At 59.3% G+C, this 24,556-nt stretch carries 27 protein-coding genes; all 27 read left to right on the forward strand.

The genetic code is table 11. The annotated features are described in order from the left end of the window. Positions 1-4: 4 nt before the first annotated feature. The 27 genes from Q0030_RS11225 to Q0030_RS11355 all read left to right on the forward strand — a co-directional run bounded on the left by Q0030_RS11225 (position 5) and on the right by Q0030_RS11355 (position 24,384). The gene (locus Q0030_RS11225) at positions 5-388 is read left to right on the forward strand and encodes a Rid family detoxifying hydrolase (RefSeq protein WP_298366467.1); all 384 of its coding nucleotides are present in this window, start codon (positions 5-7) and stop codon (positions 386-388) included. 15 nt (positions 389-403) lie between these two features. Further along, on the forward strand, positions 404-1,243 hold the full coding sequence (locus Q0030_RS11230) for a fumarylacetoacetate hydrolase family protein (protein ID WP_298366469.1): 840 nt from the start codon (positions 404-406) through the stop codon (positions 1,241-1,243). Between the two features lie 3 nt (positions 1,244-1,246). Then, positions 1,247-2,149 (forward strand): LysR family transcriptional regulator, encoded by a 903-nt coding sequence (locus Q0030_RS11235; protein WP_298366470.1) that lies wholly within the window; start codon positions 1,247-1,249, stop codon positions 2,147-2,149. Continuing rightward, entirely contained in the window at positions 2,149-3,465 is a 1,317-nt protein-coding gene (locus Q0030_RS11240; protein ID WP_298366472.1) for an amino acid ABC transporter substrate-binding protein, read from the forward strand. Before Q0030_RS11235 ends, Q0030_RS11240 begins: the two co-directional genes overlap by 1 nt. Continuing rightward, positions 3,452-4,348 carry a branched-chain amino acid ABC transporter permease gene (locus tag Q0030_RS11245; protein ID WP_298366474.1) on the forward strand — a complete coding sequence of 299 codons (897 nt, stop codon included), beginning with the start codon at positions 3,452-3,454 and terminating at the stop codon, positions 4,346-4,348. Before Q0030_RS11240 ends, Q0030_RS11245 begins: the two co-directional genes overlap by 14 nt. Further along, positions 4,345-5,283, forward strand: coding sequence for a branched-chain amino acid ABC transporter permease (locus Q0030_RS11250; protein WP_298366476.1), 939 nt, complete (start codon positions 4,345-4,347; stop codon positions 5,281-5,283). The genes Q0030_RS11245 and Q0030_RS11250 overlap by 4 nt, the downstream gene beginning before the upstream one ends. Further along, entirely contained in the window at positions 5,280-6,035 is a 756-nt protein-coding gene (locus tag Q0030_RS11255; RefSeq protein WP_298366478.1) for an ABC transporter ATP-binding protein, read from the forward strand. The genes Q0030_RS11250 and Q0030_RS11255 overlap by 4 nt, the downstream gene beginning before the upstream one ends. Beyond that, positions 6,032-6,751 (forward strand): ABC transporter ATP-binding protein, encoded by a 720-nt coding sequence (locus tag Q0030_RS11260; RefSeq protein WP_298366480.1) that lies wholly within the window; start codon positions 6,032-6,034, stop codon positions 6,749-6,751. Before Q0030_RS11255 ends, Q0030_RS11260 begins: the two co-directional genes overlap by 4 nt. Before the next feature lie 33 nt (positions 6,752-6,784). After that, positions 6,785-8,248 (forward strand): aldehyde dehydrogenase family protein, encoded by a 1,464-nt coding sequence (locus Q0030_RS11265; protein ID WP_298366482.1) that lies wholly within the window; start codon positions 6,785-6,787, stop codon positions 8,246-8,248. A 116-nt stretch (positions 8,249-8,364) separates the two neighbouring features. Continuing rightward, on the forward strand, positions 8,365-9,186 hold the full coding sequence (locus Q0030_RS11270) for a transporter substrate-binding domain-containing protein (protein ID WP_298366484.1): 822 nt from the start codon (positions 8,365-8,367) through the stop codon (positions 9,184-9,186). Next, positions 9,183-9,674: a RidA family protein gene (locus tag Q0030_RS11275; protein ID WP_298366486.1), complete on the forward strand. Its 492-nt coding sequence runs from the start codon at positions 9,183-9,185 to the stop codon at positions 9,672-9,674. Before Q0030_RS11270 ends, Q0030_RS11275 begins: the two co-directional genes overlap by 4 nt. Before the next feature lie 122 nt (positions 9,675-9,796). Next, positions 9,797-10,714, forward strand: a complete 918-nt coding sequence (locus Q0030_RS11280; RefSeq protein WP_298366488.1) for a LysR family transcriptional regulator — start codon at positions 9,797-9,799, stop codon at positions 10,712-10,714. A gap of 150 nt (positions 10,715-10,864) precedes the next feature. Further along, positions 10,865-12,079 (forward strand): pyridoxal phosphate-dependent aminotransferase, encoded by a 1,215-nt coding sequence (locus Q0030_RS11285; protein WP_363323448.1) that lies wholly within the window; start codon positions 10,865-10,867, stop codon positions 12,077-12,079. Between the two features lie 275 nt (positions 12,080-12,354). Beyond that, a complete protein-coding gene (locus Q0030_RS11290; RefSeq protein ID WP_298366490.1) occupies positions 12,355-13,140 on the forward strand; it encodes an SDR family oxidoreductase in 786 nt (261 codons plus the stop codon). A gap of 201 nt (positions 13,141-13,341) precedes the next feature. After that, complete coding sequence (locus Q0030_RS11295) at positions 13,342-14,151, forward strand: ABC transporter substrate-binding protein (RefSeq protein ID WP_298366492.1); 810 nt, start codon at positions 13,342-13,344, stop codon at positions 14,149-14,151. Positions 14,152-14,188: 37 nt separating this feature from the next. Further along, positions 14,189-14,878 carry an amino acid ABC transporter permease gene (locus Q0030_RS11300; RefSeq protein ID WP_298366494.1) on the forward strand — a complete coding sequence of 230 codons (690 nt, stop codon included), beginning with the start codon at positions 14,189-14,191 and terminating at the stop codon, positions 14,876-14,878. A gap of 10 nt (positions 14,879-14,888) precedes the next feature. After that, positions 14,889-15,626, forward strand: a complete 738-nt coding sequence (locus tag Q0030_RS11305; protein ID WP_298366496.1) for an amino acid ABC transporter permease — start codon at positions 14,889-14,891, stop codon at positions 15,624-15,626. Beyond that, complete coding sequence (locus Q0030_RS11310; RefSeq protein WP_298366498.1) at positions 15,623-16,351, forward strand: amino acid ABC transporter ATP-binding protein; 729 nt, start codon at positions 15,623-15,625, stop codon at positions 16,349-16,351. Before Q0030_RS11305 ends, Q0030_RS11310 begins: the two co-directional genes overlap by 4 nt. 51 nt (positions 16,352-16,402) lie before the next feature. Next, complete coding sequence (locus Q0030_RS11315; RefSeq protein WP_298366500.1) at positions 16,403-17,722, forward strand: MmgE/PrpD family protein; 1,320 nt, start codon at positions 16,403-16,405, stop codon at positions 17,720-17,722. Positions 17,723-17,774: 52 nt separating this feature from the next. Then, the gene (locus Q0030_RS11320) at positions 17,775-18,644 is read left to right on the forward strand and encodes a PhzF family phenazine biosynthesis protein (RefSeq protein WP_298366502.1); all 870 of its coding nucleotides are present in this window, start codon (positions 17,775-17,777) and stop codon (positions 18,642-18,644) included. After that, positions 18,641-19,609, forward strand: a complete 969-nt coding sequence (locus Q0030_RS11325; protein ID WP_298366505.1) for a dihydrodipicolinate synthase family protein — start codon at positions 18,641-18,643, stop codon at positions 19,607-19,609. The genes Q0030_RS11320 and Q0030_RS11325 overlap by 4 nt, the downstream gene beginning before the upstream one ends. A 333-nt stretch (positions 19,610-19,942) precedes the next feature. Continuing rightward, complete coding sequence (locus tag Q0030_RS11330; protein ID WP_298366633.1) at positions 19,943-20,647, forward strand: ribonuclease activity regulator RraA; 705 nt, start codon at positions 19,943-19,945, stop codon at positions 20,645-20,647. A 76-nt stretch (positions 20,648-20,723) separates the two neighbouring features. Further along, a complete protein-coding gene (locus Q0030_RS11335; RefSeq protein ID WP_298366507.1) occupies positions 20,724-21,458 on the forward strand; it encodes an amino acid ABC transporter ATP-binding protein in 735 nt (244 codons plus the stop codon). A gap of 38 nt (positions 21,459-21,496) precedes the next feature. Continuing rightward, entirely contained in the window at positions 21,497-22,243 is a 747-nt protein-coding gene (locus tag Q0030_RS11340) for an amino acid ABC transporter permease (RefSeq protein ID WP_298366509.1), read from the forward strand. Continuing rightward, positions 22,243-22,935, forward strand: coding sequence for a glutamate/aspartate ABC transporter permease GltK (gene gltK / locus Q0030_RS11345; RefSeq protein ID WP_298366511.1), 693 nt, complete (start codon positions 22,243-22,245; stop codon positions 22,933-22,935). The genes Q0030_RS11340 and gltK overlap by 1 nt, the downstream gene beginning before the upstream one ends. Continuing rightward, positions 22,919-23,809: a transporter substrate-binding domain-containing protein gene (locus Q0030_RS11350; RefSeq protein WP_298366513.1), complete on the forward strand. Its 891-nt coding sequence runs from the start codon at positions 22,919-22,921 to the stop codon at positions 23,807-23,809. Before gltK ends, Q0030_RS11350 begins: the two co-directional genes overlap by 17 nt. A 113-nt stretch (positions 23,810-23,922) precedes the next feature. Further along, the gene (locus Q0030_RS11355) at positions 23,923-24,384 is read left to right on the forward strand and encodes a RidA family protein (RefSeq protein ID WP_298366515.1); all 462 of its coding nucleotides are present in this window, start codon (positions 23,923-23,925) and stop codon (positions 24,382-24,384) included. The last annotated feature ends 172 nt before the right edge of the window (positions 24,385-24,556 follow it).

Consider the following 24,556-nt stretch of genomic DNA (forward strand, 5'->3'; position numbering starts at 1 on the left):
TAGAATGACCAGGAAGATAGTAACCGCCCCGGACCTCACACCGCCTGTGGGGCCATTTGCGCAGGCCGTCTGGGCAGGCGATCTGCTCTATGCCTCGGGCCAGGTTGGGCAGGATCCGGTCTCCGGCGCGATGGTCACCGGCGGAATCGAGGCAGAAACACGCCAAGCCTTCGAGAATCTGCTTCGGGTCCTCGCCGCTGCTGGCCTTGGATTCGAAGATGTCATCAAGGCACACGTATTCCTTGTGGACATCAACGATTTCGCGGCGATGAATGCGATTTACGGCACCATTTTCACCGCGCCGTTCCCGGCACGCACGACGGTGCAAGTTGCAAAACTGGCGCTGAATGCGCGTGTCGAAATAGATCTCGTCGTGCGGCGTTCTTGAGGCGGTGGGGCCACTATGAAACTTGTGCGATTTGGCGATGCTGGACGAGAGCGACCGGGTATCCTCGATCAGCAAGGCCGCATCAGAGACCTCTCTGGCCGCATTTCTGACTGGGTTGGAGATGCACTCGATCCCGTTGCGCTCGCCGCGCTCTCCGCAACCGACATCGCCTCCTATCCGACTGTTCCGGCGGGTGTACGGCTCGGCGCGCCGGTGCCGACGCCAGGCAAGGTTGTTTGCGTCGGGCTCAACTATGCGGATCATGCCGAGGAGACTGGCTTCGAGTTGCCTAGCGAACCGCTCGTCTTCTTCAAGTCCCCGACGGCGATTTGCGGACCGACCGATCCAATCGTCATTCCCAAGACGGCGGAGGCTGTCGATTGGGAGGTCGAACTTGCTTGTGTGATTGGTCGATCGACGGCTGGCGTCAGCGAGAAGGATGCGATGGCCGCCGTCGCAGGGTTCGGTGTTGCCAATGACGTGACCGAGCGAAATTGGCAGTTCCAGCGAGGCGGGCAGTGGAGCAAGGCCAAGAGCGCCGACACCTTTGCGCCCCTTGGACCCTGGTTGGTCACCTCCGACGAAGTCGCTGACTTGGGACCTCGACGAATCTGGCTTCAGAAGAACGACGTGGTTCGGCAGGACTCGTTGTTGTCGCGCATGATCTTCTCGGTGCCGCGCATTGTCGCCCATCTCAGCGAGTTCATGCGCCTCCTGCCGGGGGATGTGATCCTCACCGGTACGCCGCGCGGTGTGGCTTACAACAAATCCGACCCGGACTATCTTCGCCCGGGGGATCTGCTTTGCTGCGGGATCGAGGGGTTGGGCGAACAACGCACTAAAGTCGTGCAATAGCGCATGCTGGATCCAGCACTCCGATACTTCACGGAAGTGGTCGATTGCGGATCCATACGCCTGGCGGCTGACCGCCTCCAGATCGCGCCGAGCGCGATCAGCCGCCAGATCCAGCTGCTCGAGCATCGGTTTGGCGCGCCGCTTCTGTTGCGAAGCCGGACGGGGATCGAGGCGACGGAGCAGGGCAAGCTCGTCGCCCGCTATGTCCAATGCGCCAAGCGCGATCTTGATCGGCTTAAATCCGCCATCGATGATCTCAGCGGGCTGCGCCGTGGCCGCGTGACCCTCGCAACGGTCGAGGCAACCCAGGGGCGTGTTCTGCCGGTGTGCATTTCGGCATTCCGCGCCAAGTTTCCTGGAGTGGATCTCGAGGTCCGAATCCTTGGGACTCACCAGGTTGCTGAAGCAATCCTCAAGGAGGAGGCGGACATCGGGATCGCCCTCGATCCTCCGTTGCGGAACGAACTCCTCTTGAGGATGCGCTGGCCACAGCCGCTTCAGGCAGTCATGCAACCCAGCCACGAGCTGGCGCAGCGATCAGGGGGCCTGCGCTTGAAGGATGTCTTGGAATGTCCGCACATCCTGCCTGATCGCAGTTTTGGTATTCGCTCCCTGATCGAACGTGCTGCCGGCAAGGTCGGTGCGGTGACGAGACCGTTCCTGGAGACGAACTCACTTGATGTCGCCAAGACGATCGCGGCATCGACTAACGCTCTCACCGTTCTGCCCCCCGAGGCGTTGTTTCGAGAACTGGCGGCAGGTTCTCTCATGACGCGTAAAATCGACGACGCGCTGTTGGTCAAGGCCACTATCGACGTCATTACACTACGAACCAAACCACTGTCCAAGGCGGCCGAGACCCTCCTGCGGTTCGTTCGTCAGAGCATTGCCGATCACAAGGTCTAGTGCCGGCTGACGGGTGTTCTAAATCCGAGTACGCTGCCTACGCGTGTCGGCTCTATCGTAATCGCCTTGTCGTTTGTCATGACTCCTCCCAGAGCAAGATAGGTTCTGGGGAGGATCTGATGCAGCGCAGGACGGTATTGATCGGAATGGCGGCCGCCGTCGTAGCGCCCGCAATCGTTCGGGCCCAGGGCAGTGACGAATTGCGGATCGGCGCCCCCCTGCCGTTGACGGGACCATTAGCTCCGGAAGGCCAGAAGCAGAAGCGCGGCTACGACCTCTGGGTCAAGGAGGTTGAAAGCACCGGCGGATTTGAAATTGGCGGCCGCCGTATCCCCGTGCGGATTGCCTATAGCGACTACCAATCTTCCACACCGCGTGCGGTGCAGGCCTGCGAGCAGCTCGTGACGCAACAACGTGTCCACGCGCTGTTCAGTCCGTTCGGCTCGGGCGCTGCGAAAGCATCCAGTGCCATCGCCGAGCGTTATCGAGTGCCGATGATCGCCCCGACAGCGTCCTCGCGCGAGGTCTATGATCAGGGTTTCAAGTATCTGTTCGGAACGTTCACGCCGAACGAGACATTGACCGAGCCCCTCGCAGACATGGTCCTGACGGCGGCGCCGGCTATCAAGCGCGTGGCAATCTTCTCGCGCAATGATCTTCTGCCGTTGGCTTTGAGTGCCGAAATGAAGAAGTCGGCCACCAAGCGTGGCCTCGAGCTCGTGTTCGACGAGAAATTCGCCATCGGCAGCCTCGACTTCGCCTCCGCGCTCACCCAGATGCGCAGCGCCAATCCGGAATGGGTTTTCGTCGGCGGATACGTCAATGATCTCGTGCAAGTCCGCACCCAGATGCGCGATCTCGGCCTGAAGCCGCAGGTACTCACCATGATCGCCGGGCCTGCCTACGAAGAATTCACGCAAGCCCTGCACCGTGCTGCGGAGAACATATCGAGCGCGGCCTGGTGGCACCCCGCCGTACGCTACGAGGGCGTCGACATCTTCGGGAAGACTGAGAGCTTCGTCCAGAAATTCCTCGCCACTTATTCGGCGTTGCCGGACTACATCGAGGCGTCGGCCGCCGCGGCCGGCGCGATCCTGCAGCTCGCCGCGCGCAAATCCGGGTCGCTCGAAGGACCTGCGCTACGCGATGCGTTGGCGAGCCTGGATGCCATGACGTTCTACGGCCCCATCTCGTTCGGCTCGACCGGACAGATCGAAAAGCTGGTGCCGCCCGTGTTCCAGATCCAGAACGGCCGGCCGATCGTTTTGGCGCCTTCCTCAATCGCGCAAGGCGATTTTCGCCTTGGCATTATCTGATCGGACCGGTGCGATCGTGCAAATTGCTCAGGTCATTCTCAACGGTCTTCTGCTTGGTGGCCTCTATGCGGCGATGGCCGCAGGGTTCTCGTTGGTCTGGGGTGTGCTGAACATCATCAACATTGCGCAAGGGTCCGCGGTCGTCCTCGGCTCCTATGTTGCGTTTTTTGCCTGGAGATATGCCGGCCTCAATCCTTTGGCGGCCGTCGCTCTTGCTGGTCCTCTGCTGTTCGCGGCCGGTTGGTTGCTCCAGCGCTTTCTGATTCAGCGTGTGGTCGCGGCCCCCGTGCTGATCACCCTGGTGTTCACCTTCGGCATGGATTTGATTCTGAACAATTCGATGATCAGCCTGTTTACGGCGGACTATCGGAAGATCGAGGGAGCCTTTCCGACGATGCCGCTCACCCTCGGCGCGCTGACCCTCCCGGTCGATCGCCTTCTTGCTGCGGTTGCGGCTATCGGCGCGGCTTTCGCCTTACATTTCTATCTCCACAAATCCCGTCTCGGTCGCGCCATTGTCGCGGTGAGGATGGATCGGCAGACAGCCGAGTTGATGGGCGTACGTGTCGAGATCATCTATGCGACGACATTCGGACTTGGATTGGCCATGGCGGGCGTCGCTGGTTGCCTGCTCGCGGCGATCTTCCCGACCTCGCCGCTGAACAGCGCCTATTATCTCCACGTCGCGTTCGTCGCCTGCGTCCTTGGTGGGCTTGGGAGCGTGTTGGGTGCTGTCGCCGGGGGGCTGTTGCTTGGCGTCGTCGAGAGCCTGGGTGCTCTTTTGGTCGGTGCCGAGTACGGCACGACGGTCGCGGCCGTCGCTCTCCTTCTGATGCTGTTCACGCGACCACAGGGCCTCCTGGGCCGGGCAGGCTACGAATGATGTCTCGTGCTCGACTTGCGATTGCAATCACCGCCATCGGTGCACTCGCCTGCGCGGGGCTTCCGCTGATCCTTGCTGGCGAGCCCTATCTCATGCGCCTCGTTACGATGTTTAGCCTTCTGCTGGTGCTGGCTGCATCGTGGAACATCGTCGGCGGCTTTACCGGCTATCCGTCGTTTGCAACGGGCGCATTTTTTGGCCTCGGCGCTTATGTCGCCGCGATCCTTCAAGCCAAGGGGGTGGACTGGCGACTGGCACTGGCTGCCGCGGGGCTCGCTGGCGGCGTGCTCGCTGCGCCGGTCGGCTACGGTGTTCTCAGGTTACGCGGCCACTACTTCGCGGTCGCGAGCCTCATGCTCGGCACGATCCTCAAGGAATTGACGACCGGTTGGTCCGATTTGACCGGCGGGGGCATGGGTCTGACCATTGCCGGCGCCGGAGGAGACCCGGAAGTGCTGGCGAGCTTCGCGTTGCGAATTTCTCTGGCTCTGGCCGTGCTCACCGTTCTCCTGGGTGCCGCCATCAAGTGGAGCCGTCTCGGATTTGGGCTCGACTGCATCCGCATGAACGAGACCGCGGCAGCGGGCATCGGCGTCGATGCCCAGAAGCTCAAGACGTATGCCTTCATTCTTTCGTCAATTCCCGCAGCGGTTGCGGGTGCGGTCTATGCAGGCTGGATTGGCTACATCGACCCGACGGACGTGTACGACGTGATGTGGTCAGTGAAGCCGATCGTCGCGGTATTGCTTGGGGGGGTGGGTACGATCCTCGGGCCGGTCGTCGGCGCCGCTATCTTTGTCGCGCTTGAGGAAATCGTCTGGCGCAATGTTCTGAGCTTCAGTGCGGGCGGACTGGGGGTCCTGATCGTCTTGCTGCTCCTGATATTGCCGGCCGGCGTGTTGCCCTCGTTTGTTTCCAGGAAGGCGCGCTCATGACGACCGCATTGCTCGACGCGAGAAATATTAGTCGTCGATTTGGTGGGCTGAAGGCCATCGATGACGTGTCGTTTCAGCTGAACGAAGGTGAGATCGTCGGCCTGATCGGCTCGAATGGCGCCGGCAAGACTACGCTCGTCAATCTGGTAACGGGTCATCTCAAGCCATCGCAGGGGGAAATCTCGTTTCGCGGTCAGAAGATCACCGGTCGGAAACCTCACGAACTCGCATCGAGGGGGCTGATGCGAACGTTTCAGATCGTCCAGCCTTTCAACGCGCTCACCGGGCTCGACAATGTCGCCGCGGCCGCCATGTTCGCAGGGCACTCGCGATCGTTGTCCAGCGCCCGGGAACAGGCCGACGCCGCTTTGAGCAACCTTGGCATCAGTCATTGCCGCGATCATTTGCCGATCCGCATGACGCTGGCGGAACGAAAGCGCCTGGAACTTGCGCGCGCTTGGGTCGCTAAGCCAAGGCTGCTGTTTCTCGACGAGGTCAATGCCGGCCTCAACACGGGAGAGATTGAAGGTGTTCTCGGCATGATCCGGAAGATAGCCGCCGAAGGCGTCGCGATCGTGATCATCGAGCACCTGATGAAGGTCGTGAAGGGCCTCTGTCCGCAATTGATCGTGCTGCATCGCGGTCAGCTGCTTGCGAGTGGTCCGACGGATGAGATCGCTCGCAATCCGTCGGTCATCGAGGCCTATCTCGGCACGCGTGGCGCGGCTGCGATGCTCGGAGACAAATCATGAGCGCTGGTCTCGTCGTCTCGAATCTGTCGGCGGGCTACGGCGATGTCTCCGTCCTCGCCGACGTCTCCTTGTCGGCCGAAGTCGGGTTGATCACGGCGGTCATCGGTTCGAATGGTGCCGGGAAAACAACATTGTTGCGCAGCCTCTCGGGACTGCTGAAACCTCGCCAGGGCAGCATCCGGATCGGCGAGGCCGAACTTTCTGGCGCCAAGGCACTCGATTTCGTTAACGCCGGCATCGCGCATGTGCCGGAAGGCCGACGCTTGTTCGCCGGCATGACCGTCGAAGACAATTTGCTGATGGGCGCGTTTGCACGCGCTGCCGCGCCAGCGGAGCTTCGGCAGGATATCGATCGGATCTACGCAATGTTTCCGAAGCTCGCAGAGCGCCGCCGTCAGGACGCCGTATCAATGTCTGGAGGCGAGCAGCAGATGTGCGCGATCGGCCGCGGACTGATGTCGCGGCCCCGCGTCCTGATGATCGACGAGCTGTCGCTCGGCCTGTCGCCGGTTGCCGTCGACTTCCTCGTCGAAGCATTGAAGACGATCAGCGGCGACGGTGTCGGCATCGTCGTCGTGGAGCAGGACGTCGCGGTGGCGCTCGATCTTGCCCAACATGTGGTCGTGATGGATCGCGGTCGGGTCTCCAAGGCCGGGTCCAGCAGTGAAATTGCCGAGGATCGTGCAATTCGCGCCGCTTATCTCGGCGTCGATTAGGTTTCTCTCACCCAAAACCGGGATCAATCTGCCATGAATGCCACGCAATTCGACATTGTTCGCTCCCCGTTTGACGGCTCTCCCGTAGGCCAAATGCCGCTGTCCGACGCTGCTGCGGTCGAGGCGGCGATCACAGCGGCTGAAGGCTCTTTTCAGATCATGCGAAGGCTGCCTCGCTTCGCGCGCGCCGATATACTCGCTCGAGCGGCCGAGATCATGAAGGCGAGGCGCAACGAATTCGTCAGCACCATCGCCGCCGAAGCCGGCAAGCCTCTGTATGACGCGCGAGGAGAGGTCGCTCGGTCGATCTTCAACTTGACCAATGCGGCCGCCGAAGCGCGTCGGTATGGCGGCCACGAAATCCCGCTCGACATGGATGCCGGTGTTTATGAGTACCAGACCACCACGGCCGATGGCGCTCCGCTCGATCTGGCCAATGCCGATTTCGAGCAACTCGCCTCAATTCGCCGTCGCATCGGCATCGCGCGGCGCTTCCCGATCGGACCGATCCTTGCGATCGCGCCGTTCAATTTCCCGCTCAACCTCGTCCTGCACAAGGTGGCGCCGGCGCTAGCGGTCGGAAACTCGGTCGTACTGAAGCCGGCGCCGCAGACCCCTTTGACGTCGCTCCTGCTTGCGGAGGTGCTGACCGAGGCCGGCCTTCCGAAGGGCGCGCTGTCGGTCGTTCATTGCAGCGTCCCGCTGGCGGAGCAGATGGTCAAGGATGACCGTTTCGCAATGGTTACCTTCACCGGATCAGCCAAGGTCGGCTGGCACATCAAGTCGATCGCAGGCAAGAAGAAGGTCGCGCTCGAGCTCGGCGGAAACGCTGCCGTTATCGTCTGCGCGGACGCGGACCTGGACCTCGCAGCAGCAAGATGCGTCCGTGGCGGCGTCGTCTACGGCGGCCAGTATTGTATCGGCGTCCAGCGCATCCTCGTCGAACAAAAGATCCACGACGAATTCGTTCAGAAGTTGACGAGCAGAGTGAGCGCCTGCAAGGTTGGCGATCCCATGCAGGAAGGCGTGGACGTTGGACCGGTCATCGACGAAGGATCGGCCAAGCGCATCTCGAGCTGGATCGACGAAGCAAGTGTGGCTGGTGCCAAGATCCTGGTCGGCGGAAAGCGCGAACGAGCAGTGGTGGAGCCGACGGTCATGGCTGGAACCAAGAGCGGAATGAAGATTGAGGACGAAGAGGTCTTCGGGCCCGTTCTCACCGTTAATCCGTTCAATGACTTCGAGGATGCGGTCCGTCGTGCCAACGCAACGCGTTATGGCCTGCAAGGGGGCATGTTCACACGCGATCTAAAGCGTGCCTTCTCGGCGATCGAAGAGTGGGACGTCGGTGGCCTGATGATCAACGACGTGCCGATCTATCGGCTCGACAACATGCCGTTCGGCGGCTGGAAGGAGTCGGGAATCGGTCGCGAAGGAACCGTCTTTGCGATGGACGAAATGACCGACATCAAGCACCTCGTCATTAACTACGCATGACCGCGGCGTGTTCTGAAATGCAGAACGCTGCGAGCGCGAGAGTCATCTGTTCTAAACGTTGCGCTCGCCGTCATATTTGCCTCGAGGACATCAGGTCCTCAAGGGAGGGACATGCGATGAAAACGACATACTCAGTCTTTGCTGTTGCTACGATGGCGCTGCTTTTCGCGGAGCCGTCGAAGGCACAGGATAAGGTCGTCCTGGCTTATATCGAGGAGCCTCCGTTCGCCGCGACGATCAACGGTCAAGCGGCGGGCTCGGACGTTGATGTCGCCAAGGCCGTGTTGGCGAAGATGGGCGTCACAGACGTCGAGCTGAAGAAAGTGGAATTTGCCGAGCTTCTTCCCGGCGTGGCCACCGGGCGCTGGACGATGAATACTGCGCTGTTCGTCACGCCTGAACGCTGCAAGACGGTCGCGTACTCGAATCCGATCTGGGCGCTCGTCGACGGCATGATCGTGCGTGCGGGTAATCCAAAGCACATCTCCAGCTATGCATCGGCGGCGGCGTCGGATGCCAGGCTCGGTGTGGTCAAGGGTACCGTGCAAGTCGGAACCGCGAAGGCGGCTGGCGTGCCTGCTGAGCGGATCGTGGAGTTCGGTGCTCAAGAAGAGATCGTTGCCGCGATCAAGGCCGGGCGCGTCGACGCTTATCCGAACTCTGCGCTCGGTCACCGTGCACTACTTGCATCGTTGAAAGACGCCGATCTGGCGCTTGCTCAGCCATTCGAGCTGCCGGTGGACAACGGGCGTCCGAAAGCTGGCTTCGGCGCATTCTCGTTCAATCAGGCCAACGGAGCCTTTGTGACCCGATTCAACGAGGAGTTGGCGAAGTTCCTTGGGTCCGAAGAGCATCGCGCGATCGTCGCGAAGTACGGACTTGGAAAAGAAGAAATTACGCCGGCACTGACGGCGAAAAGTGAGGCATTGTGCAAATGAACGCGCTATCGACTAATACTAAGACGTTCGATCCAGGGCTTGTCCTTGCCAAGCTCAAGATCGAACTGCCGGCGTCTGTTCCGCCTGCCGGCAATTACGCTCGTGCGCGTTCTTCTGGAAACGTCCTGTATCTTGCCGGGCATCTTCCGGATTCGGCCGGTGTGCCGCAGTATATGGGTAAGCTCGGTCGCGAGGTGACCGTCGAGGAGGGGTATCGCGCCGCGCGGGTCGCGATGATCAATAGCCTTGGAACGATCAAGGCCAATATCGGCGATCTCAAGCGCGTCAAGCGCATCATCAAGTTGCTGGGGATGGTGAACTGCGTCGCCGATTTCGTTCAGCAGCCTGAGGTGATCAACGGCGCATCGGACCTTCTTGACGAGGTGTTCGGCAAGGAGGTGGCGCTGCACGCGCGGTCGGCCGTCGGCATGCACTCCTTGCCGCGTGGCAACTGCGTGGAGATTGAAACGATCCTGGAGTTCGAATGAGCCGGTGCGCCCGGCCGATGGGTTCTCGGTCGGGCGGCATCATTCCCTGAGCGACTGAAACTATTCGCATTCGAGAGTAAAATCGATCTATCATCGGGGTCTCAATTTTGAGAGGGCCGACGATGGTTACGTTGAAGCAGCTCGAGGGGTTCTACTGGGTTGCAGAACTTGGCGGGCTCGATGAAGCGGCGCAACGGCTGAATGCGACGCAATCAGCGATTTCCAAGCGTGTGCAAGAGCTTGAGGCGATCTTGAATGTCGCCTTGTTCGACCGATCGAAACGGCGGGTGCAGATTACGCCGCAAGGCGAAAAGCTCATTGAACTGACCCGCGATATGCTCGCGCTGCGGGATCGAATGATGGATTTCAGGTCGTCGCTAGGGCAATCGCCGCGAAATCTTCGGTTCGGTGTGACCGAGCTCACCGCGATGACCTGGCTTCCGAATTTGATCCATCGCCTTCGCGGAAGTTATCCCACACTGGCGTTAGAGCCCGTCGTCGACGCGAGTGTAGAGCTCATCGAGAAACTCAAGGCCGATGAACTTGATGCTGTCGTCGTGCCAGACGCATTTCGGGGGCCGCTGTTTGAGGTCGTGCCTCTTGATTCCGTGGAATATGCTTGGATGTGCAGTCCAGCCTATCTCGATGACGCTGCTGAGTTGCCGCTGGCGAAATTGTCCAGCCACACCATCATCGTTCAACAACAGGTATCCTCAGGGCTCGGCGATCTCATATCGAAATGGCTGTCGGACAAACACATTACTTTCGACAACACGCTGTCTAGCAGCAGCCTGACAGCCCTATCATCCCTAACCTTGTCGGGCCTTGGAATCAGCTACTTGCCGCGGAAGGTGTTCGACTATCTGATTGCCTCAGGTCAGCTGAGGATTTTGCGGACGCGGCCCGCGCTTCCGCGAATTCCCTATGTGATGATGTACAAGAAGGCGAAGAGCGACGAATTCTTGAGATTCTTGGCTTCGCTTGCGTCGGACTGTTGTGAGTTCTCTCGCTCCGTACCGATGTACTACACGACACGATAACGTAGTCCGGAATTGGCTCACGATTTTCATGAAGGTTGCGACACTGTAAGGCGAAAACTATTCCATTGACCGCAATCGGTGCGATCGGCACTTCTGGCAAGAAGATGGGAAACGCCGCAGCCGCACAGCGCGAAGCCCATCGTGAACCAGATGGGTGTTCAGATGCAATTGCTGGCCAGGCGAGTCGATTTGATACAGCCTTCACCGAGTGTGATGGCGATGAGTCGAGCAAAGGAGCTGATCGCCGCGGGCCACGACATCTGCAATATGGCCGCAGGCGAACCCGACTTCGCGACGCCGCGTCCAATCATCGATGCCGCCTATCAGGCGCTTCTTGCCGGCGAAACAAAATATACAGCCGTCGATGGTACGCGCGCTCTCAAGGACGCTATCTGCGAGAAATTTAGAGGCGAGAACGGACTCATCTATCGGCCTGATCAGATTTCCGTCGGTGCAGGCGCAAAACAGGTAATCTTCAACGCGTTCGCCTGCTCAGTAGAGGAGGGGGACGAGGTGATCATCCCAGCCCCCTACTGGGTTTCCTATCCGGACATCGTTCAATTCAACGGTGGCAAGCCGGTCTTCGTTGCAGCTCCGGCGTCACAAGGGTTCAAGATCACCGCCGAGCAGCTGCAATCTGCGATTACGCCTCGCTCAAAGTGGTTGGTTCTGAACTCACCGAACAATCCGAGCGGAGCTACGTTCTCTCGCGCTGAACTCGCGCAGATCGGAGAGGTCGTCGCCCGGCATCCCGAGCTTCATGTTCTGACTGACGAAATCTATGAACATTTGATCTACGACGACAAGCCCTACGCGTCGTTCGCCGCGGTCAACCCGGGTCTTTCAGAACGAACGTTGACGATCAACGGCGTCTCGAAGTCGTTCTCGATGACGGGCTGGCGGCTCGGCTATGGGGCGGGTCCGCAAGTCCTGATCAAGGCCATGGAGAAGCTGCAGTCGCAAACGAGCGGCAATCCGGCGTCTGTCAGCCAGGCCGCGGCGTTGGCTGCGCTCAAGGGCTCGATGAATTTCTTTGGTGAGTGGCGTGACGAGTTTCGTCGCCGGCGCGACTATATCGTTGGCCAGCTGGATGGTCGGGAAGGCCTGTCCTGCGCGAAACCTGCAGGCGCGTTCTATGTCTATCCATCTTGCGCGGCGCATATCGGAAAGACCACGCCGGGCGGCAAGCGTATCGAGACCGATACCGACTTCGTTCTCTACCTTCTGAACGAATACAAGGTCGCGACAGTGCAGGGCGCCGCTTATGGTTTGTCGCCGTCATTTCGGATCTCATTTGCGACTTCGATGAACGTCATTGAAGAGGCGTGCCGCCGCGTGCTTGCTGCTTGCGCCGCTCTACGCTGACGAGGTCTTCGAATGAACCTGATCGGTTCAACGCCGATTGAAAATGTCGGTGAGGCTTGCGTTGTTCGTACGACGTTGAGCCAGTAGACCTGAATCAATATCCGCAACGACCTCAACTTTCGACAAGACGCGCAGCGGCATTGATTAGCTCAATGGGGGGCGAATGCTGTCATCTGAATCGATGTATTCCTAACGCTCATTGATCGATCGAAATTAATTCCATTGAGGAATTTAATTCGACCGCTAGAGTAAATGAAGTGTAGCGAGGCCACTGGATGGACTTTCAGATTAAAGGGAAGACAGCATTGGTGTTCGGCGGTGCCGGCGGTCTCGGCTCCTCCATTGCGCTGGCGCTGGGGCGTGAAGGATGTCAGGTGGCGATCGCCGATATCAACAGCGACGGCCTGGATGCTGTGGTACAGCGCCTGCGTACTAGGGACGCATCAGCCCTACCGATCGTTTGGGATCTTGCCGACCTCTCCGTCCTACCTGCGAATCTTGAATTGATCGCCAAGACATTCGGGCCGGTCGACATCCTGGTCAACAACACTGGCGGGCCGCCACCGTCTCCTGTCTCGGGCATCGACGCCGCTGCTTGGGCCACGAGTTTTCAGAAGATGGTTCAGCCCGTGATCACTATCACGGATCATGTGCTCGAAGGAATGAGAGCGAGAAAATGGGGGCGCGTGATTACGAGCGCTTCGTCCGGCGTAATTGCACCCATCCCTAACCTCGGTGTGTCGAACACGCTGCGTAGCGCGCTCGTCGGATGGTCGAAAACCCTCGCGCGGGAAGTTGCCCGGGATGGGATCACTGTGAACGTCGTCGTTCCCGGGCGCATCGCTACCGATCGTATCCAGTTTCTGGACGCGGAAAAGGCAAAGCGTGAGGGAAGGCCGGTCGACCAGGTCGCTGCCGAAAGTACCGCAAGTATTCCACTCGGCCGATATGGCAGGCCAGAAGAGTATGCGGATGTCATTGCTTTCCTCGCCAGCGCGCAAGCTTCTTATGTCACCGGCTCGACTGTTCGCGTCGATGGCGGCTTGATCCCAAGTGTTTGAAGAAGGGCGGCGACACGACGAGTAGGGAGTGTCGCAGAGTTCTCTCCAACCACGCCGCGGCTGCACTCTTTCGGGTTTGACGACGTCCCGCCGGTGCCTCCGGCGGACGAGGCGGCGTGCGTGCTGTTTGCCTCGGAAAGCGAGCTAAAGCGGAATTTTCGGAATCGTCTTTTGTCGTGTTGTTCAGGGGAAGGCATACGTATGAAAAGAGTGGCGCTCGTAATTCTCGGACTCTCGTTTAGCTGTTCAACGGCATGGTCTGATCAGCTTGCCGATATCAAATCTCGAGGCGTTTTGACGTGCGGCGTTTTTGGGGATCTGGTTCCCCTAGGATACCAGGATCCGAAGACCCGCAGCATCGTCGGATTGGATGTCGACGTTTGTGCGGCTATCGCGGAAGATCTCGGTGTGAAGCTCGACCTCAAGACAGTGTCCGTCGATGCACGCATTCCCTCCCTTGAAACAGGGCGGATCGATCTCATGACGGCCTCCTTGGCTTATACGCCAGTTCGAGCCAAGCAGATCGATTTTTCGTCCGCCTACATGAACGTTCCAGTTTCCGTGCTCGTGAAGAAGGACTCCGGCATCAAGAGCTTTGCCGATTTGGCCGGCAAGAAGGTAAGCGCCAACAGGGGATCGACGTCGGAAGTGTTTGCGCGGCAAAAGCTGACAAACAGCGAGGTCGTCAGTTTCGACAATGGTCCGGCATCATACCTGGCACTTGCCCAAGACAAGGTGCAGGGCATGGCCATGGTCAAGAGTGCGGCGGTTGGATTTCACAATCGTTCCAGCGGACAGACCGCGTTTCTCGATGAAGCGTTGTTCTGGGAACACGACTGCGTCGGCGTGAAGAAGGGAGAACCTGCGTTGCTGGCGGCTGTCAATACTTCTCTCGACAAGCTCGAAAGCTCCGGCCGCCTGCAAACGATCTGGGATCGCTGGTATGGCCAGTCAAACGAATACCAGCTCCCGCGGGAGAAGAAGGTCACGCCAGCCTCAGAGTTCGAATAGATCGACGCTCAAGCCGCGCAGCAACGAGGCCACGGTCATGAACTTGCATTCACTTGCGGTGCTCGCTGATCCCAACGTCCAGCTACTGTTTCTGCGCGGCACCCTGACAACGCTTGAGCTGTTCTTTGCCTCGGCGATTGCTGCCTACGCGCTCGGCGCGCTCCTGGTCGTCATACGGATGTCCGGTTGGCTTCCGTCTGCGGCCGTCGGGGCGTTTGTCGAGTATCATCGGAACGTTCCGAGCATCGTCCAGATCTTCGTCTGGTATTTCGGCGTGCCTCAGATCCTTCCACAATCATGGCACACCTATGCCAACGCCCATCTGAGCGCCTTCTTCTTTGCCGTTGTGGCTCTTTCGCTGAACGCTGCGGCATACATTTCCGAAGACCTGCGAAGCGGGATTCGTGCCGTTCCGACCGGTCAGATGGAGGCCGCACGCGCGCTCGGCATGAGCTATCTCAAAGCGATGCGCTGGGTGGTGGTGTCCCAGGCCGTACGGGGGGCGGCTCCGGCGCTGGTCAATCAGGCGTTGGGTTTGCTGAAGACCACGAGCCTTGCTCTGGCCATCGGGGTCAAAGAACTCATGTACGTCGCCCGGCAACTCGATGGGGAGACATACGCAACATTTCCTTCCTACCTAACGCCGACGCTGATCTATCTCGCGTGCACGCTGACGCTGATGGCGATCGGAAGCCGAGTCCAGCAGTCGACGCGCTTCACACGGTGATTGTGAGCCCATGACAGAGATACTCTCACAATACGGTTTGTTGCTGCTCGTGGGCCAGTTTCCGGATGGCCCGATAGGCGGGCTCGCCCTGACGCTGCTGATGTCCGTCGCAGCGCTTCTGCTTGCATTTCCGGTAGCCGTCGCGGTCGCGATTGCGCGCACCAGTCCCATCCCGGCAATTCGTCGCGCAGCGGCCTTCTATGTCACTGCGGTTCGCGGAATTCCGCTGCTGCTCATCATTTTCTGGGCATTCTTCGTATTGCCGCTGGTGACCGGCGTGACCAGTTCTCCGGAGATCACCGTCATCTGCGCGCTGGTGGTCTACGAGGGGGCGTATCTCGGCGAAGCAATTCGGGCGGCACTCGAGGCTCTTCCGAAAGGGCAGACGGACGCCTCACGCTCGCTGGGCATGAGCTACACAGCGACGCTACGCAAGGTTATCCTGCCCCAAGCTCTGTTCAATTGCCTGCCGAGCATGATGAACCAGTTTGTCCTGATCGTGAAGAACACGTCATTGGCTTACATCATCGGCGCTCAAGAAGTCACGTTCTCCGCAAACAGCATCAATGCTCAACTGCTGACGCGTCCCTTCGAAGTCTATTTCATTCTGGCCGCGATCTATTTCATCCTCTGCTATTCGTTGAGCCGTCTTTCGCGCGTGGTTGAAAATCGCGTGCTCCGGAAACGGTCGCGAGTGACAAATCAGCCAATCACCGAAACTCCCTCCCTTGCGCGGGTGCCGTCATGATCGAGTTCATCAACGTTAGCAAATGGTATGGATCACATCGCGTCCTCCACGATGTCAACGGGCGGGTTGAACGTGGCGAAGTTGTCGTGATCTGCGGGCCTTCGGGGTCAGGGAAATCAACCCTCATTCGTACCGTTAATCGGCTCGAATCAATCAATAACGGACAGATCATCGTCGGCGAAACCGACGTGAACGATCGCAAGAAGTCCGTCAATCGATTGCGCAGCGGGATAGGTTTCGTCTTCCAGCAGTTCAATCTTTTCCCGCATCTTAGTGCCAAGGACAACGTCGCCCTGGCGCCGATAACCGTCCGCGGCCTCAAGAAGGGTGAGGCTTACGATCGGGCGCTCGAGTTGCTCGACAAGGTCGGTTTGAAAAGCAAGGCCGACGCGTTTCCCGGTCAGCTTTCGGGCGGCCAGCAGCAGCGCGTGGCGATTGCGCGCGCATTGGCCATGAATCCTCCCGTCATGCTGTTCGACGAGCCGACGAGCGCGCTTGATCCGGAGATGGTCGGCGAGGTGCTTCAGGTCATGAAGCAACTTGCGAGCGATGGCATGACCATGATCTGCGTAACGCACGAAATGGGCTTTGCGCGCGACGTGGCGAATCGCGTCTGGTTCATCGCAGACGGAGAAGTTCTGGAGAGCACCACGCCTTCCGAGTTCTTCGCCACACCCCGTCATCCCCGCGCCCAAAAATTCGTTGCAGACATCCGCGCTCATTGACGCCGGATACCTTGGACAGCGTTTGGTTCGATCCGACCATAGAGCTAGGACATGACGAACGAGCTTTCCCATGACTTGGCCGGTCTTGCAATGGAGCTACGGTCGGAAGTCGACGCCAACCGCGCGCTACTCAAGCAGTGTCTCATCGACGCTGCTGCGGCTGCCGTAGGAGGGTACGATACGTCAGCGGCGAACATAGCTGCGAGATTTTCCGTACGTGGCCTCGGAACCGGAAACCTGGCTCCGTGGTTCTCCAAGTCCGCAAATATGACCCCGATCGGTGCCGCATTCGTCAACTCATCTGCGATGTCGTCCCTGGATATCGATGATGGAAACCGCGCGGCTCGCGGCCATCTCGGAGCCGCCGTCGTGCCCGCGGCGTCGGTCTTCGGGGCGCTGAATGACGTGCCGTCCGAGGTGTTTGCCCACGCGATCCTCGCCGGCTGCGAGATCGGCGGTCGGTTGGGGGCTGCGGAGTCGCCGCCGTTCTTTGCGTCGGGGCGGTGGGCAGGGATCGGCGCTGCAGTCGCCACCGGCATTTGTCTCGGTTTCGACAGGGAGGTGTTGGCGCACGCCATTTCGTTGGCGGTCCACGCCGCGCCATTGCTGGCAGCAGCCGGCGTTCGGAAACAAATGACCGGCCATATCAAGGAAGGTGTCCCCTTCGGCTTACTGTCCGGGGTCACTTCGGCTCTCTTGGCCGGACAGGGTTACCGCGGCGATCCGGACGCCGTCGAAAGTGCCGGGATCTTTGATATTGACCGGATTTCTGTCCTTTCGCCGGAGGCTTCCGGTTTCCAGAGGACCTACTTCAAGCGCTACACGTGTTGCCGGCTGGCGCATGCTCCAATTGACGCCGCAGTGGCGATCGTGACGCGCGAGCGCCTAGCCGTCGAAGACATAGATCGCATCACGGTATGCACGTTTCGCACGACCATCGAGTTGCCGAATGAAGTGCAGCCAACTTCTTTCGAGTCGGCGCAGTTCAGCCTGCCGTTTGCCATCGCAGCCGCGCTTGTCAAAGGCAGTGACGCGTTGCTGCCGCTGTCGATCCAAGCTCTCAAAAGCGCAGACGTGATTGCTCTCGCGAAGCGGGTGGTTCTTGAGCATGACCCGAAGCTCGATGCGCTCTATCCATCGACGACGCCGACAGCGGTGCAAATCGACACGCGAGGCGGTAGCCGATACGAGGAGCGGAGGGACACTGCCGACGGAGACCCTAGTCGGCCGTTTACGGACGCACAACTGCTGAAAAAGATGGAAACTCTGGGGCGCGGGAAAGTTCCGGACAGGTCGCTCGCTGCCATCACCGCCGTAGTCAACGACGGCATCCCGAGCGCACGGCATTTCGAGGCGGCGCTCCACGAATAGGTGTCGGCCCCGTCCCCCGAAGTCCGAGATGCATGAGAACTAGCGGCAGCCTATGAGTTACGAAATCACTCTCCCTATTTGGCAGGTCGACGCCTTCTCTTCGGTCGTCTTCGGAGGAAATCCTGCTGCGGTCGTTGCCATTCCCGCTTCCTGGCTCCCGGGCGAGACCCTTCAAGCCATTGCGGCGGAAAACAATCTTTCCGAAACCGCATTCATACGACCAGACGAGTATCCGATCCCTCTGCGCTGGTTTACGCCGGCACAGGAAGTTCCTCTTTGCGGCCATGCAACCTTGGCTGCTGTCGCGGTGGTCCATCAGGTGCTGGGCCTCGCACGAACCGGGTCTGTCGTGGAGTTCGCGACGGCCAGCGGGTTGCTCTACGTTCATATACGCGAAAGCGATTATGTTCTGGACTTTCCGGCGCGACAGACTGTGGCGACGTCCACGCCTAGATCCGAGCTCGAGGTTGCACTGGGAGCGTCCATCAACGAAATATACGAGAGCGCGGATCGCTATGTATGTGTTCTCGGCGACGAAGCAGCCATCCGCTCGGTCGCTCCGGATATGGAGGCAGTCTCGGACCTGAGATTGCCGGGGGTCATCGTCACCGCATCTGGCGATACCTGCGACTTCGTGTCCAGATATTTTGCGCCGGCCAAGGGCGTTCCTGAAGATCCCGTTACGGGTACCTCGCATTGCACTCTGGCTCCTTTCTGGGCTCAGCGTCTCGGCAAGACCACGCTGCAAGCCCGCCAGCTTTCGAGCCGAGAGGGATTGATCGAGTGCTCAATCCGCGAAGATCGCGTTCGGCTCTCGGGTGCATGCAGATTCTATCTCAACGGTTCGATTACTGTGCCGATCACGCCTGCTGATCGTTTGCCATTGTCATTCGATGCTCCTTACACGAGGAAGACCATATGACGGACCTTGTTAATTCGACGGCACGCGGGCTTTACCCGATCTCGGTCACGCCATTTCACGACAACGGCTCGATCGATCTCTCGAGCATGGACCGACTCGTCGACTTCTTCCTGGAGATTGGCGTGCCCGGCATTACTCTGCTGGGGCTCATGGGGGAAGCCAACAAGCTATCGAAAGAGGAGTCCATAAGCCTGGTACGACGCGTGGTTCGCCGTCTCGAAGGTCGAGCCCAGGTGATTACCGGCGTCTCGCAGGCAGGATTTAACGAGTTCGCTTCGTTCACCGCAGCGCTGATGGACGAAGGTGCCTCAGGAATCATGGTCGCGCCAGCCTCCTCGCTGAAGTCCGAAGACCAGGTGCTTGCATTCTTCGAAGCGATTGCTGCGCGGATTGGTGAGCACGTGCCAATCGCGCTGCAAGACTATCCCCAGAGCACGGGCGTATACATCTCCGCGGAAACGCTCGGCCTCATCATAGAGCGCGTACCCAACATTCAGATCTTGAAGCACGAAGAGGGGGCAGCGCTCCGCAAGATCACGAGAATGCGTGCGCAGGAGGAGGGCGGCCGACGTCGTCGTGTGTCGATCCTCGTCGGCAACAGCGGCTTGCATCTGCTTCAGGAACTCGCGCGAGGCGCGGATGGGGCCAACACCGGCGTGGCCTTTCCGGAGGTCCTTGTCGAAATATGTAACCGATTCTTCGCCGGAAATGCGGAAGGAGCGGAGGATCTCTACGATATCTTCCTGCCGCTGATCCGTCATGAGTGGCAGGTCGGGTTTGGGCTCGCAATCCGTAAGGAAATCTTCCGCCGCCGTGGCCTGATCGCGACGGCGGCGACGCGAGCGCCGGGACCGTCGTTCGACCGAGACGATCACGCGGAGCTATCGGGGCTCTTGGCACGTCTTCGGCGTCGCCTGGAAGAAGCGGGCGAAACTGGCGTGATCCAGTCCTATCGCATCAACTAGATCACGAAGATGAGTCACCGCAGTTCGCGGGCGCTCGATGGCGCGAGCCTCGTACTGAGGAGAGCACAAATAGCGGCAACGGTTCGAACGAACATCACGCGATACATTCCATTTGTTCGTTATCTTGCCGAATTTAATTCCATTGAGGAATTTAATTCCGTTGCTAGAGTAAATTGAGCGCTAAGGCGCCACCGGCGAGATTTTCAGACCCGAGTCCAATGTCGCCGCTGTCTGCGCCAGCGCACAGGCTCCGGTGCCACAAGCTCGATTGTTCGCATCGATGGCGCTCGATTCCAATGCTTGAACGGCATTGTTTTTAAAGGACGTGGCGAGATGACGAGCAATGACAAGGTAATGGCCGACCTCGCACGCGCGACCACGGCAACCTTGACGACCGTTCTCTTCAAGAAGGGCGTACGAAACGTCTGGATACGAGGCACTGCGCCGCTACTGCCTGGCCAACCCAAGATCGTGGGGCCGGCATTCACGCTACGGTTCATCGCTGGCCGCGAGGACATCAACACGCCAGCAGCGTGGTCCTCACCGATTTCCACGCGCGCTGCCGTCGAGGCGATGCCATCGGGCTGCGTTGCGATCGCCGACGCCTTGGGGACGACCGACGCGGGGATATTCGGGGACATTTTGTGCGCGCGTATGCGCGCGCGTGGCGTCAACGGTCTCATCAGCGATGGTGTTGTCCGAGATCGCGCCGGCGTCATCGCGAGCGAATTGCCGACCTGGTGTAACGGAATTGCCGCGCCGCCCGCTGTCGCGCAACTGGCCTTCGTTGGCTGGGAGCAGCCGATCTCGTGCGGCGGAGTCGCCGTCTTTCCGGGAGACATCATCGTGGCGGATGACGATGGCGCAATCGTCATCCCTGCCGCAATGGCCGCGGAGGTCTCTTCCATCGCGGCCGAGCAGGAAGATCTCGAGACGTGGATTCTCCGGGAAGTGCGCAATGGTCATCCGCTGAGCGGGCTCTATCCCCTGAACTCAGAGAATGAAGCGAGATATCACCGTGAAACGGGTCGCAACTGATGTCCGGTCGCGCCGAACGCGTGCCAGGTGCTACCCGTTTGGCGGATTGCGCTGAGCCTTCCGAAAGGGCTTTCTCATGATCGAGGTTTGCAACGTTTCCAAGCAGTACGGATCGTTTCAGGTCCTGACGGACTGCAGCACCGACGTCGCCAAGGGGGAGGTGGTGGTCGTGTGCGGGCCATCCGGGTCCGGCAAGTCCACCCTGATCAAGACGATCAATGGTCTTGAGCCGGTCAACAAAGGCGACATCCGGATAAACGGAACATCGGTCTGCTCGCCCAAGACCAATCTGTCGCAGCTTCGCTCGAAGGTTGGCATGGTTTTTCAGAATTTCGAGCTCTTCCCGCACCTATCGATCATCGACAACCTGACGATCGCCCAAATCAAGGTTTTGGGCCGAAAGCGGAATGAGGCCGAAGACAAGGGGCGGATGTATCTCGACCGTGTCGGCCTGAAGGACCAGGCCGCGAAATACCCGGCCCAACTCTCAGGTGGACAGCAGCAGCGTGCCGCGATCGCCCGCGCTCTTTCCATGGATCCAATCTGCATGCTGTTCGACGAGCCGACCTCGGCTCTTGACCCGGAGATGGTCAACGAGGTTCTGGACGTCATGGTCCAACTCGCGCGCGAGGGGACCACGATGATGTGTGTCACTCACGAGATGGGCTTCGCGCGAAAGGTGGCGGATCGCGTGATCTTCATGGACGGAGGAAAGATCATCGAGGACACGTCGAAAGACGAGTTCTTCGGAAACATCGATGCACGAACTGATCGTGCGAAGCAGTTCCTCTCGCGAATTCTCCAACATTGAGCGTGGTCGCTCGCCAGGGCTGAAGGGACAGGCGACATATGTTCAAGAACTATTCTTGGGATTGGGGCGTCTTTCTCCAACCTGTGTCGACCGGAGAGCCCGCGACCTATCTCGGATGGCTCCTTGCCGGACTGTACAACACAGTCGTCCTCGCGCTTTCGGCAAGCATGATCGCTCTCGCGGTCGGCGTAGTGATGGGGGTGCTCCGCACACTCCCAAACCAGCGGCTTGCGGCGCTCGGGACCACCTATGTTGGCATCTTCCGAAACATCCCCGTGATCGTCCAGCTGTTCGCCTGGTACTTCGTACTCCCCGAGCTCCTGCCGTCCGACGTCGGAACGTGGTTCAAGCAGCTCCCGGCGGCGACCCAGATGATGACATCGGCGATCCTGTGCCTGGGTCTCTATATGGGCGCGCGCGTGTGCGAATTGATCCGCTCGGGTATTGAGACGCTGCCGAAGGGCCAACGATCAGCTGCTCTCGCCCTGGGGCTGACGCTGCCCCAGGCCTATCGGTACGTTCTACTTCCTGTCGCGTTCCGTGTTGCGCTTCCTCCGTTGACCTCGGAGATGATCAACGTGTTCAAGAACTCGGCCGTAGCTTCGACAATTGGTCTTTTGGAGCTCTCGGCCCAAGCGCAGCAGCTTGTTGATTACACGGCTCATCCCTACGAATCATTCGCCGTGGCCACGGGCGTCTACATTCTGATTAACCTGACCGTCGTCTTGGTCATGCGCCAGGTTGAAGCATCAGTACGCTTGCCCGGCTATATCGGGGGTAGGTGATGACCGTCATCGATCTGTTCTCCGATCTTGCCAGGTCGCTCCCCTCTCTTGCGGCCGGCATGGTCACGAGCCTGAAGATCACTGCCGTAGCGGTGGTTTTCGGCATCATCTGGGGGGCTGTTCTCGCGATTATGCGCTTGTCGTCCGTCAAGCCGCTGGCCTGGTTCGCGCAGGGCTACGTGACGCTGCTGCGATCCATTCCACTGATCATGGTGTTGCTGTGGTTCTTTCTGATGGTGCCCCAGCTTATCCAAAGCTTGTTCGGTGTGTCTCCGCGTACCGATATCCGTTTAGTTTCGGCGATGGTGGCATATTCCCTGTTCGAGGCTGCCTACTATTCCGAGATCATTCGAGCGGGCATCCAGGCCGTGTCGCGCGGCCAGCTTAGCGCCGCGAATGCGCTGGGTATGCCTTATCTGATGGCCATGCGGCTCATCGTGCTTCCACAAGCTTTGCGGGCCACGATACCCGCACTCCTGACGCAAGGAATCGTCCTGTTTCAAGACACCTCACTCGTCTACGTCATCGGTCTCGCTGATTTCTTCCGATCTGCAAAGAACATCGCCGATCGCGACGGCAACACGGTCGAAATGATTTTGTTTGCCGGCGGCGTATACCTCGTCATTTCGTTACTCGCGTCCGCCGGCGTGCGGGCTCTTCAAACTGGAGGGAAATATGTCAAAGTGGGCTAATTCTCTGATGCTTGGTACCTTGATCTTCGGCTCGCCTGCGTTTGGTCAGGAGGGTGGCACTCTGGCAAAGGTCAAAGCAAACGGCGTCATCACGCTCGGTGTTCGAGACTCGGCTGTCCCATTCTCGTATCTCGACAACGACCAGAAAGTCATCGGCTATTCGAGGGAACTGTGCGGCTTGGTCGTCGCGTCGCTCCAGCAAAAGCTGAATCTGCCCGATCTTGCGGTTAAGGAAGTCACGACAACACCGCTGAGCCGAATTCCGCTCATCATCAATGGCACGATTGATCTGGAGTGCGGCTCAACGACAAACAATCTGACGCGGCAGAAGCAGGTCGCCTTCTCCGATACCACATTCGTCATCGGAACGAGGATGCTCGTGAAGAAAAGCGCAGGCATCAAAGACTTTCCCGATGTCGCCGGGAAGAACGTCGTTACGATCGCGGGTACGACGCCCGAGCAGATCATTCGCGAGGTCAACAACAAGAACAATTTGAAGATGAACATCATCAGCGCGAAGGATCATGCCGAGTCGTTCCTGACGCTGCAAACCGGGCGCGCGGCCGCTCTCTTCATGGATGATGCGCTTCTATACGGGCAGATGGCAAAATCGCCGAATGCCAAAGACTACGAGATTGTGGGGCAGCCCCAGTCTTTCGAGGCTTATGCGCTCGTTATGCGTAAGGACGATCCAGACTTCAAGGCGCTCGTCGACGAGACGCTCGTCGGGTTTATGAAGTCCGGAAAGGCGAGCGAGCTTTACAAAAAATGGTTCATGTCCCCGATTCCACCAAATGGGATCAATCTGAACTTCCCGATGTCTGACCAACTTCGGGAGGCGTTCGCCAAGCCGAACGATAAGGCATTTCAGTAGCGCGGACATTGTGTTCGGATCCGCGTTATAGCGCGCGTCATGGCCGACGGCCGCGCGTGCTGTCGGCCGTCCAGGCACGGCAGTGCTGTCAGCTAAGCAAGTGAGGTTGAACGATGTCACCGGAAGAGAAGATCGTGGCGATGGGATTGACGTTGCCGGCGGCGCTGCCGCCAAGAGGTAACTACGTTTCCTATCGTCGAGTTGGGGAAGTCCTGTTCCTGGCCGGTCATGGACCTCGGCTGGCAGATAACACCTATCGCCTGGGGAAGATCACCTCCGAGGCGGATATTCCGCGTGCCTATGCCGACGCACAGCTGACCGGCTTGAACATGCTCGCCACCTTGAAGAGCGCGGTTGGTGAGCTTAGCCGGATCGTAGCGGTCGCAAGAGTGATCGGCATGGTAAACGCCGAACCTACGTTCACGCAGCACCCGAAAGTAATCGACGGTTGCTCGGATTTGTTGGTCGATGTCCTAGGTGACGCAGGTCGCCATGCTCGCGCGGCAGTCGGGGTATCTTCGCTTCCAAACGGTATGACCGTCGAGATCGAGGCGATCGTGCACATCGCCGCATAAGGCGTGCGACGCGGGTGTTCTGATTAAGAGAACGCCGTGAGCGCGCACGCGTACTATCGGGCCGGAGTAGCCGCTGTCATACTCGACAACGATTGCTCGGATGAGCAGGCAGTTGAGGCGCATCAGAAAGCGTCATCCTCGAGATCAGCCGGTCACAGCCCAAGACAAGGTC

The organism is uncultured Bradyrhizobium sp., assembly GCF_947648125.1.
In the GTDB taxonomy this organism is placed as follows: Bacteria; Pseudomonadota; Alphaproteobacteria; order Rhizobiales; family Xanthobacteraceae; genus Bradyrhizobium.

Coding starts and splice junctions, on each gene's coding strand:
- Q0030_RS11225 (WP_298366467.1), top strand. CDS start 5: ATGACCAGGAAGATAGTAACCGCCCCGGACCTCACACCGCCTGTGGGG.
- Q0030_RS11230 (WP_298366469.1), top strand. CDS start 404: ATGAAACTTGTGCGATTTGGCGATGCTGGACGAGAGCGACCGGGTATC.
- Q0030_RS11235 (WP_298366470.1), top strand. CDS start 1,247: ATGCTGGATCCAGCACTCCGATACTTCACGGAAGTGGTCGATTGCGGA.
- Q0030_RS11250 (WP_298366476.1), top strand. CDS start 4,345: ATGATGTCTCGTGCTCGACTTGCGATTGCAATCACCGCCATCGGTGCA.
- Q0030_RS11255 (WP_298366478.1), top strand. CDS start 5,280: ATGACGACCGCATTGCTCGACGCGAGAAATATTAGTCGTCGATTTGGT.
- Q0030_RS11260 (WP_298366480.1), top strand. CDS start 6,032: ATGAGCGCTGGTCTCGTCGTCTCGAATCTGTCGGCGGGCTACGGCGAT.
- Q0030_RS11265 (WP_298366482.1), top strand. CDS start 6,785: ATGAATGCCACGCAATTCGACATTGTTCGCTCCCCGTTTGACGGCTCT.
- Q0030_RS11270 (WP_298366484.1), top strand. CDS start 8,365: ATGAAAACGACATACTCAGTCTTTGCTGTTGCTACGATGGCGCTGCTT.
- Q0030_RS11275 (WP_298366486.1), top strand. CDS start 9,183: ATGAACGCGCTATCGACTAATACTAAGACGTTCGATCCAGGGCTTGTC.
- Q0030_RS11280 (WP_298366488.1), top strand. CDS start 9,797: ATGGTTACGTTGAAGCAGCTCGAGGGGTTCTACTGGGTTGCAGAACTT.
- Q0030_RS11285 (WP_363323448.1), top strand. CDS start 10,865: ATGGGTGTTCAGATGCAATTGCTGGCCAGGCGAGTCGATTTGATACAG.
- Q0030_RS11290 (WP_298366490.1), top strand. CDS start 12,355: ATGGACTTTCAGATTAAAGGGAAGACAGCATTGGTGTTCGGCGGTGCC.
- Q0030_RS11295 (WP_298366492.1), top strand. CDS start 13,342: ATGAAAAGAGTGGCGCTCGTAATTCTCGGACTCTCGTTTAGCTGTTCA.
- Q0030_RS11300 (WP_298366494.1), top strand. CDS start 14,189: ATGAACTTGCATTCACTTGCGGTGCTCGCTGATCCCAACGTCCAGCTA.
- Q0030_RS11305 (WP_298366496.1), top strand. CDS start 14,889: ATGACAGAGATACTCTCACAATACGGTTTGTTGCTGCTCGTGGGCCAG.
- Q0030_RS11310 (WP_298366498.1), top strand. CDS start 15,623: ATGATCGAGTTCATCAACGTTAGCAAATGGTATGGATCACATCGCGTC.
- Q0030_RS11315 (WP_298366500.1), top strand. CDS start 16,403: ATGACGAACGAGCTTTCCCATGACTTGGCCGGTCTTGCAATGGAGCTA.
- Q0030_RS11320 (WP_298366502.1), top strand. CDS start 17,775: ATGAGTTACGAAATCACTCTCCCTATTTGGCAGGTCGACGCCTTCTCT.
- Q0030_RS11325 (WP_298366505.1), top strand. CDS start 18,641: ATGACGGACCTTGTTAATTCGACGGCACGCGGGCTTTACCCGATCTCG.
- Q0030_RS11330 (WP_298366633.1), top strand. CDS start 19,943: ATGACGAGCAATGACAAGGTAATGGCCGACCTCGCACGCGCGACCACG.
- Q0030_RS11335 (WP_298366507.1), top strand. CDS start 20,724: ATGATCGAGGTTTGCAACGTTTCCAAGCAGTACGGATCGTTTCAGGTC.
- Q0030_RS11340 (WP_298366509.1), top strand. CDS start 21,497: ATGTTCAAGAACTATTCTTGGGATTGGGGCGTCTTTCTCCAACCTGTG.
- gltK (WP_298366511.1), top strand. CDS start 22,243: ATGACCGTCATCGATCTGTTCTCCGATCTTGCCAGGTCGCTCCCCTCT.
- Q0030_RS11350 (WP_298366513.1), top strand. CDS start 22,919: ATGTCAAAGTGGGCTAATTCTCTGATGCTTGGTACCTTGATCTTCGGC.
- Q0030_RS11355 (WP_298366515.1), top strand. CDS start 23,923: ATGTCACCGGAAGAGAAGATCGTGGCGATGGGATTGACGTTGCCGGCG.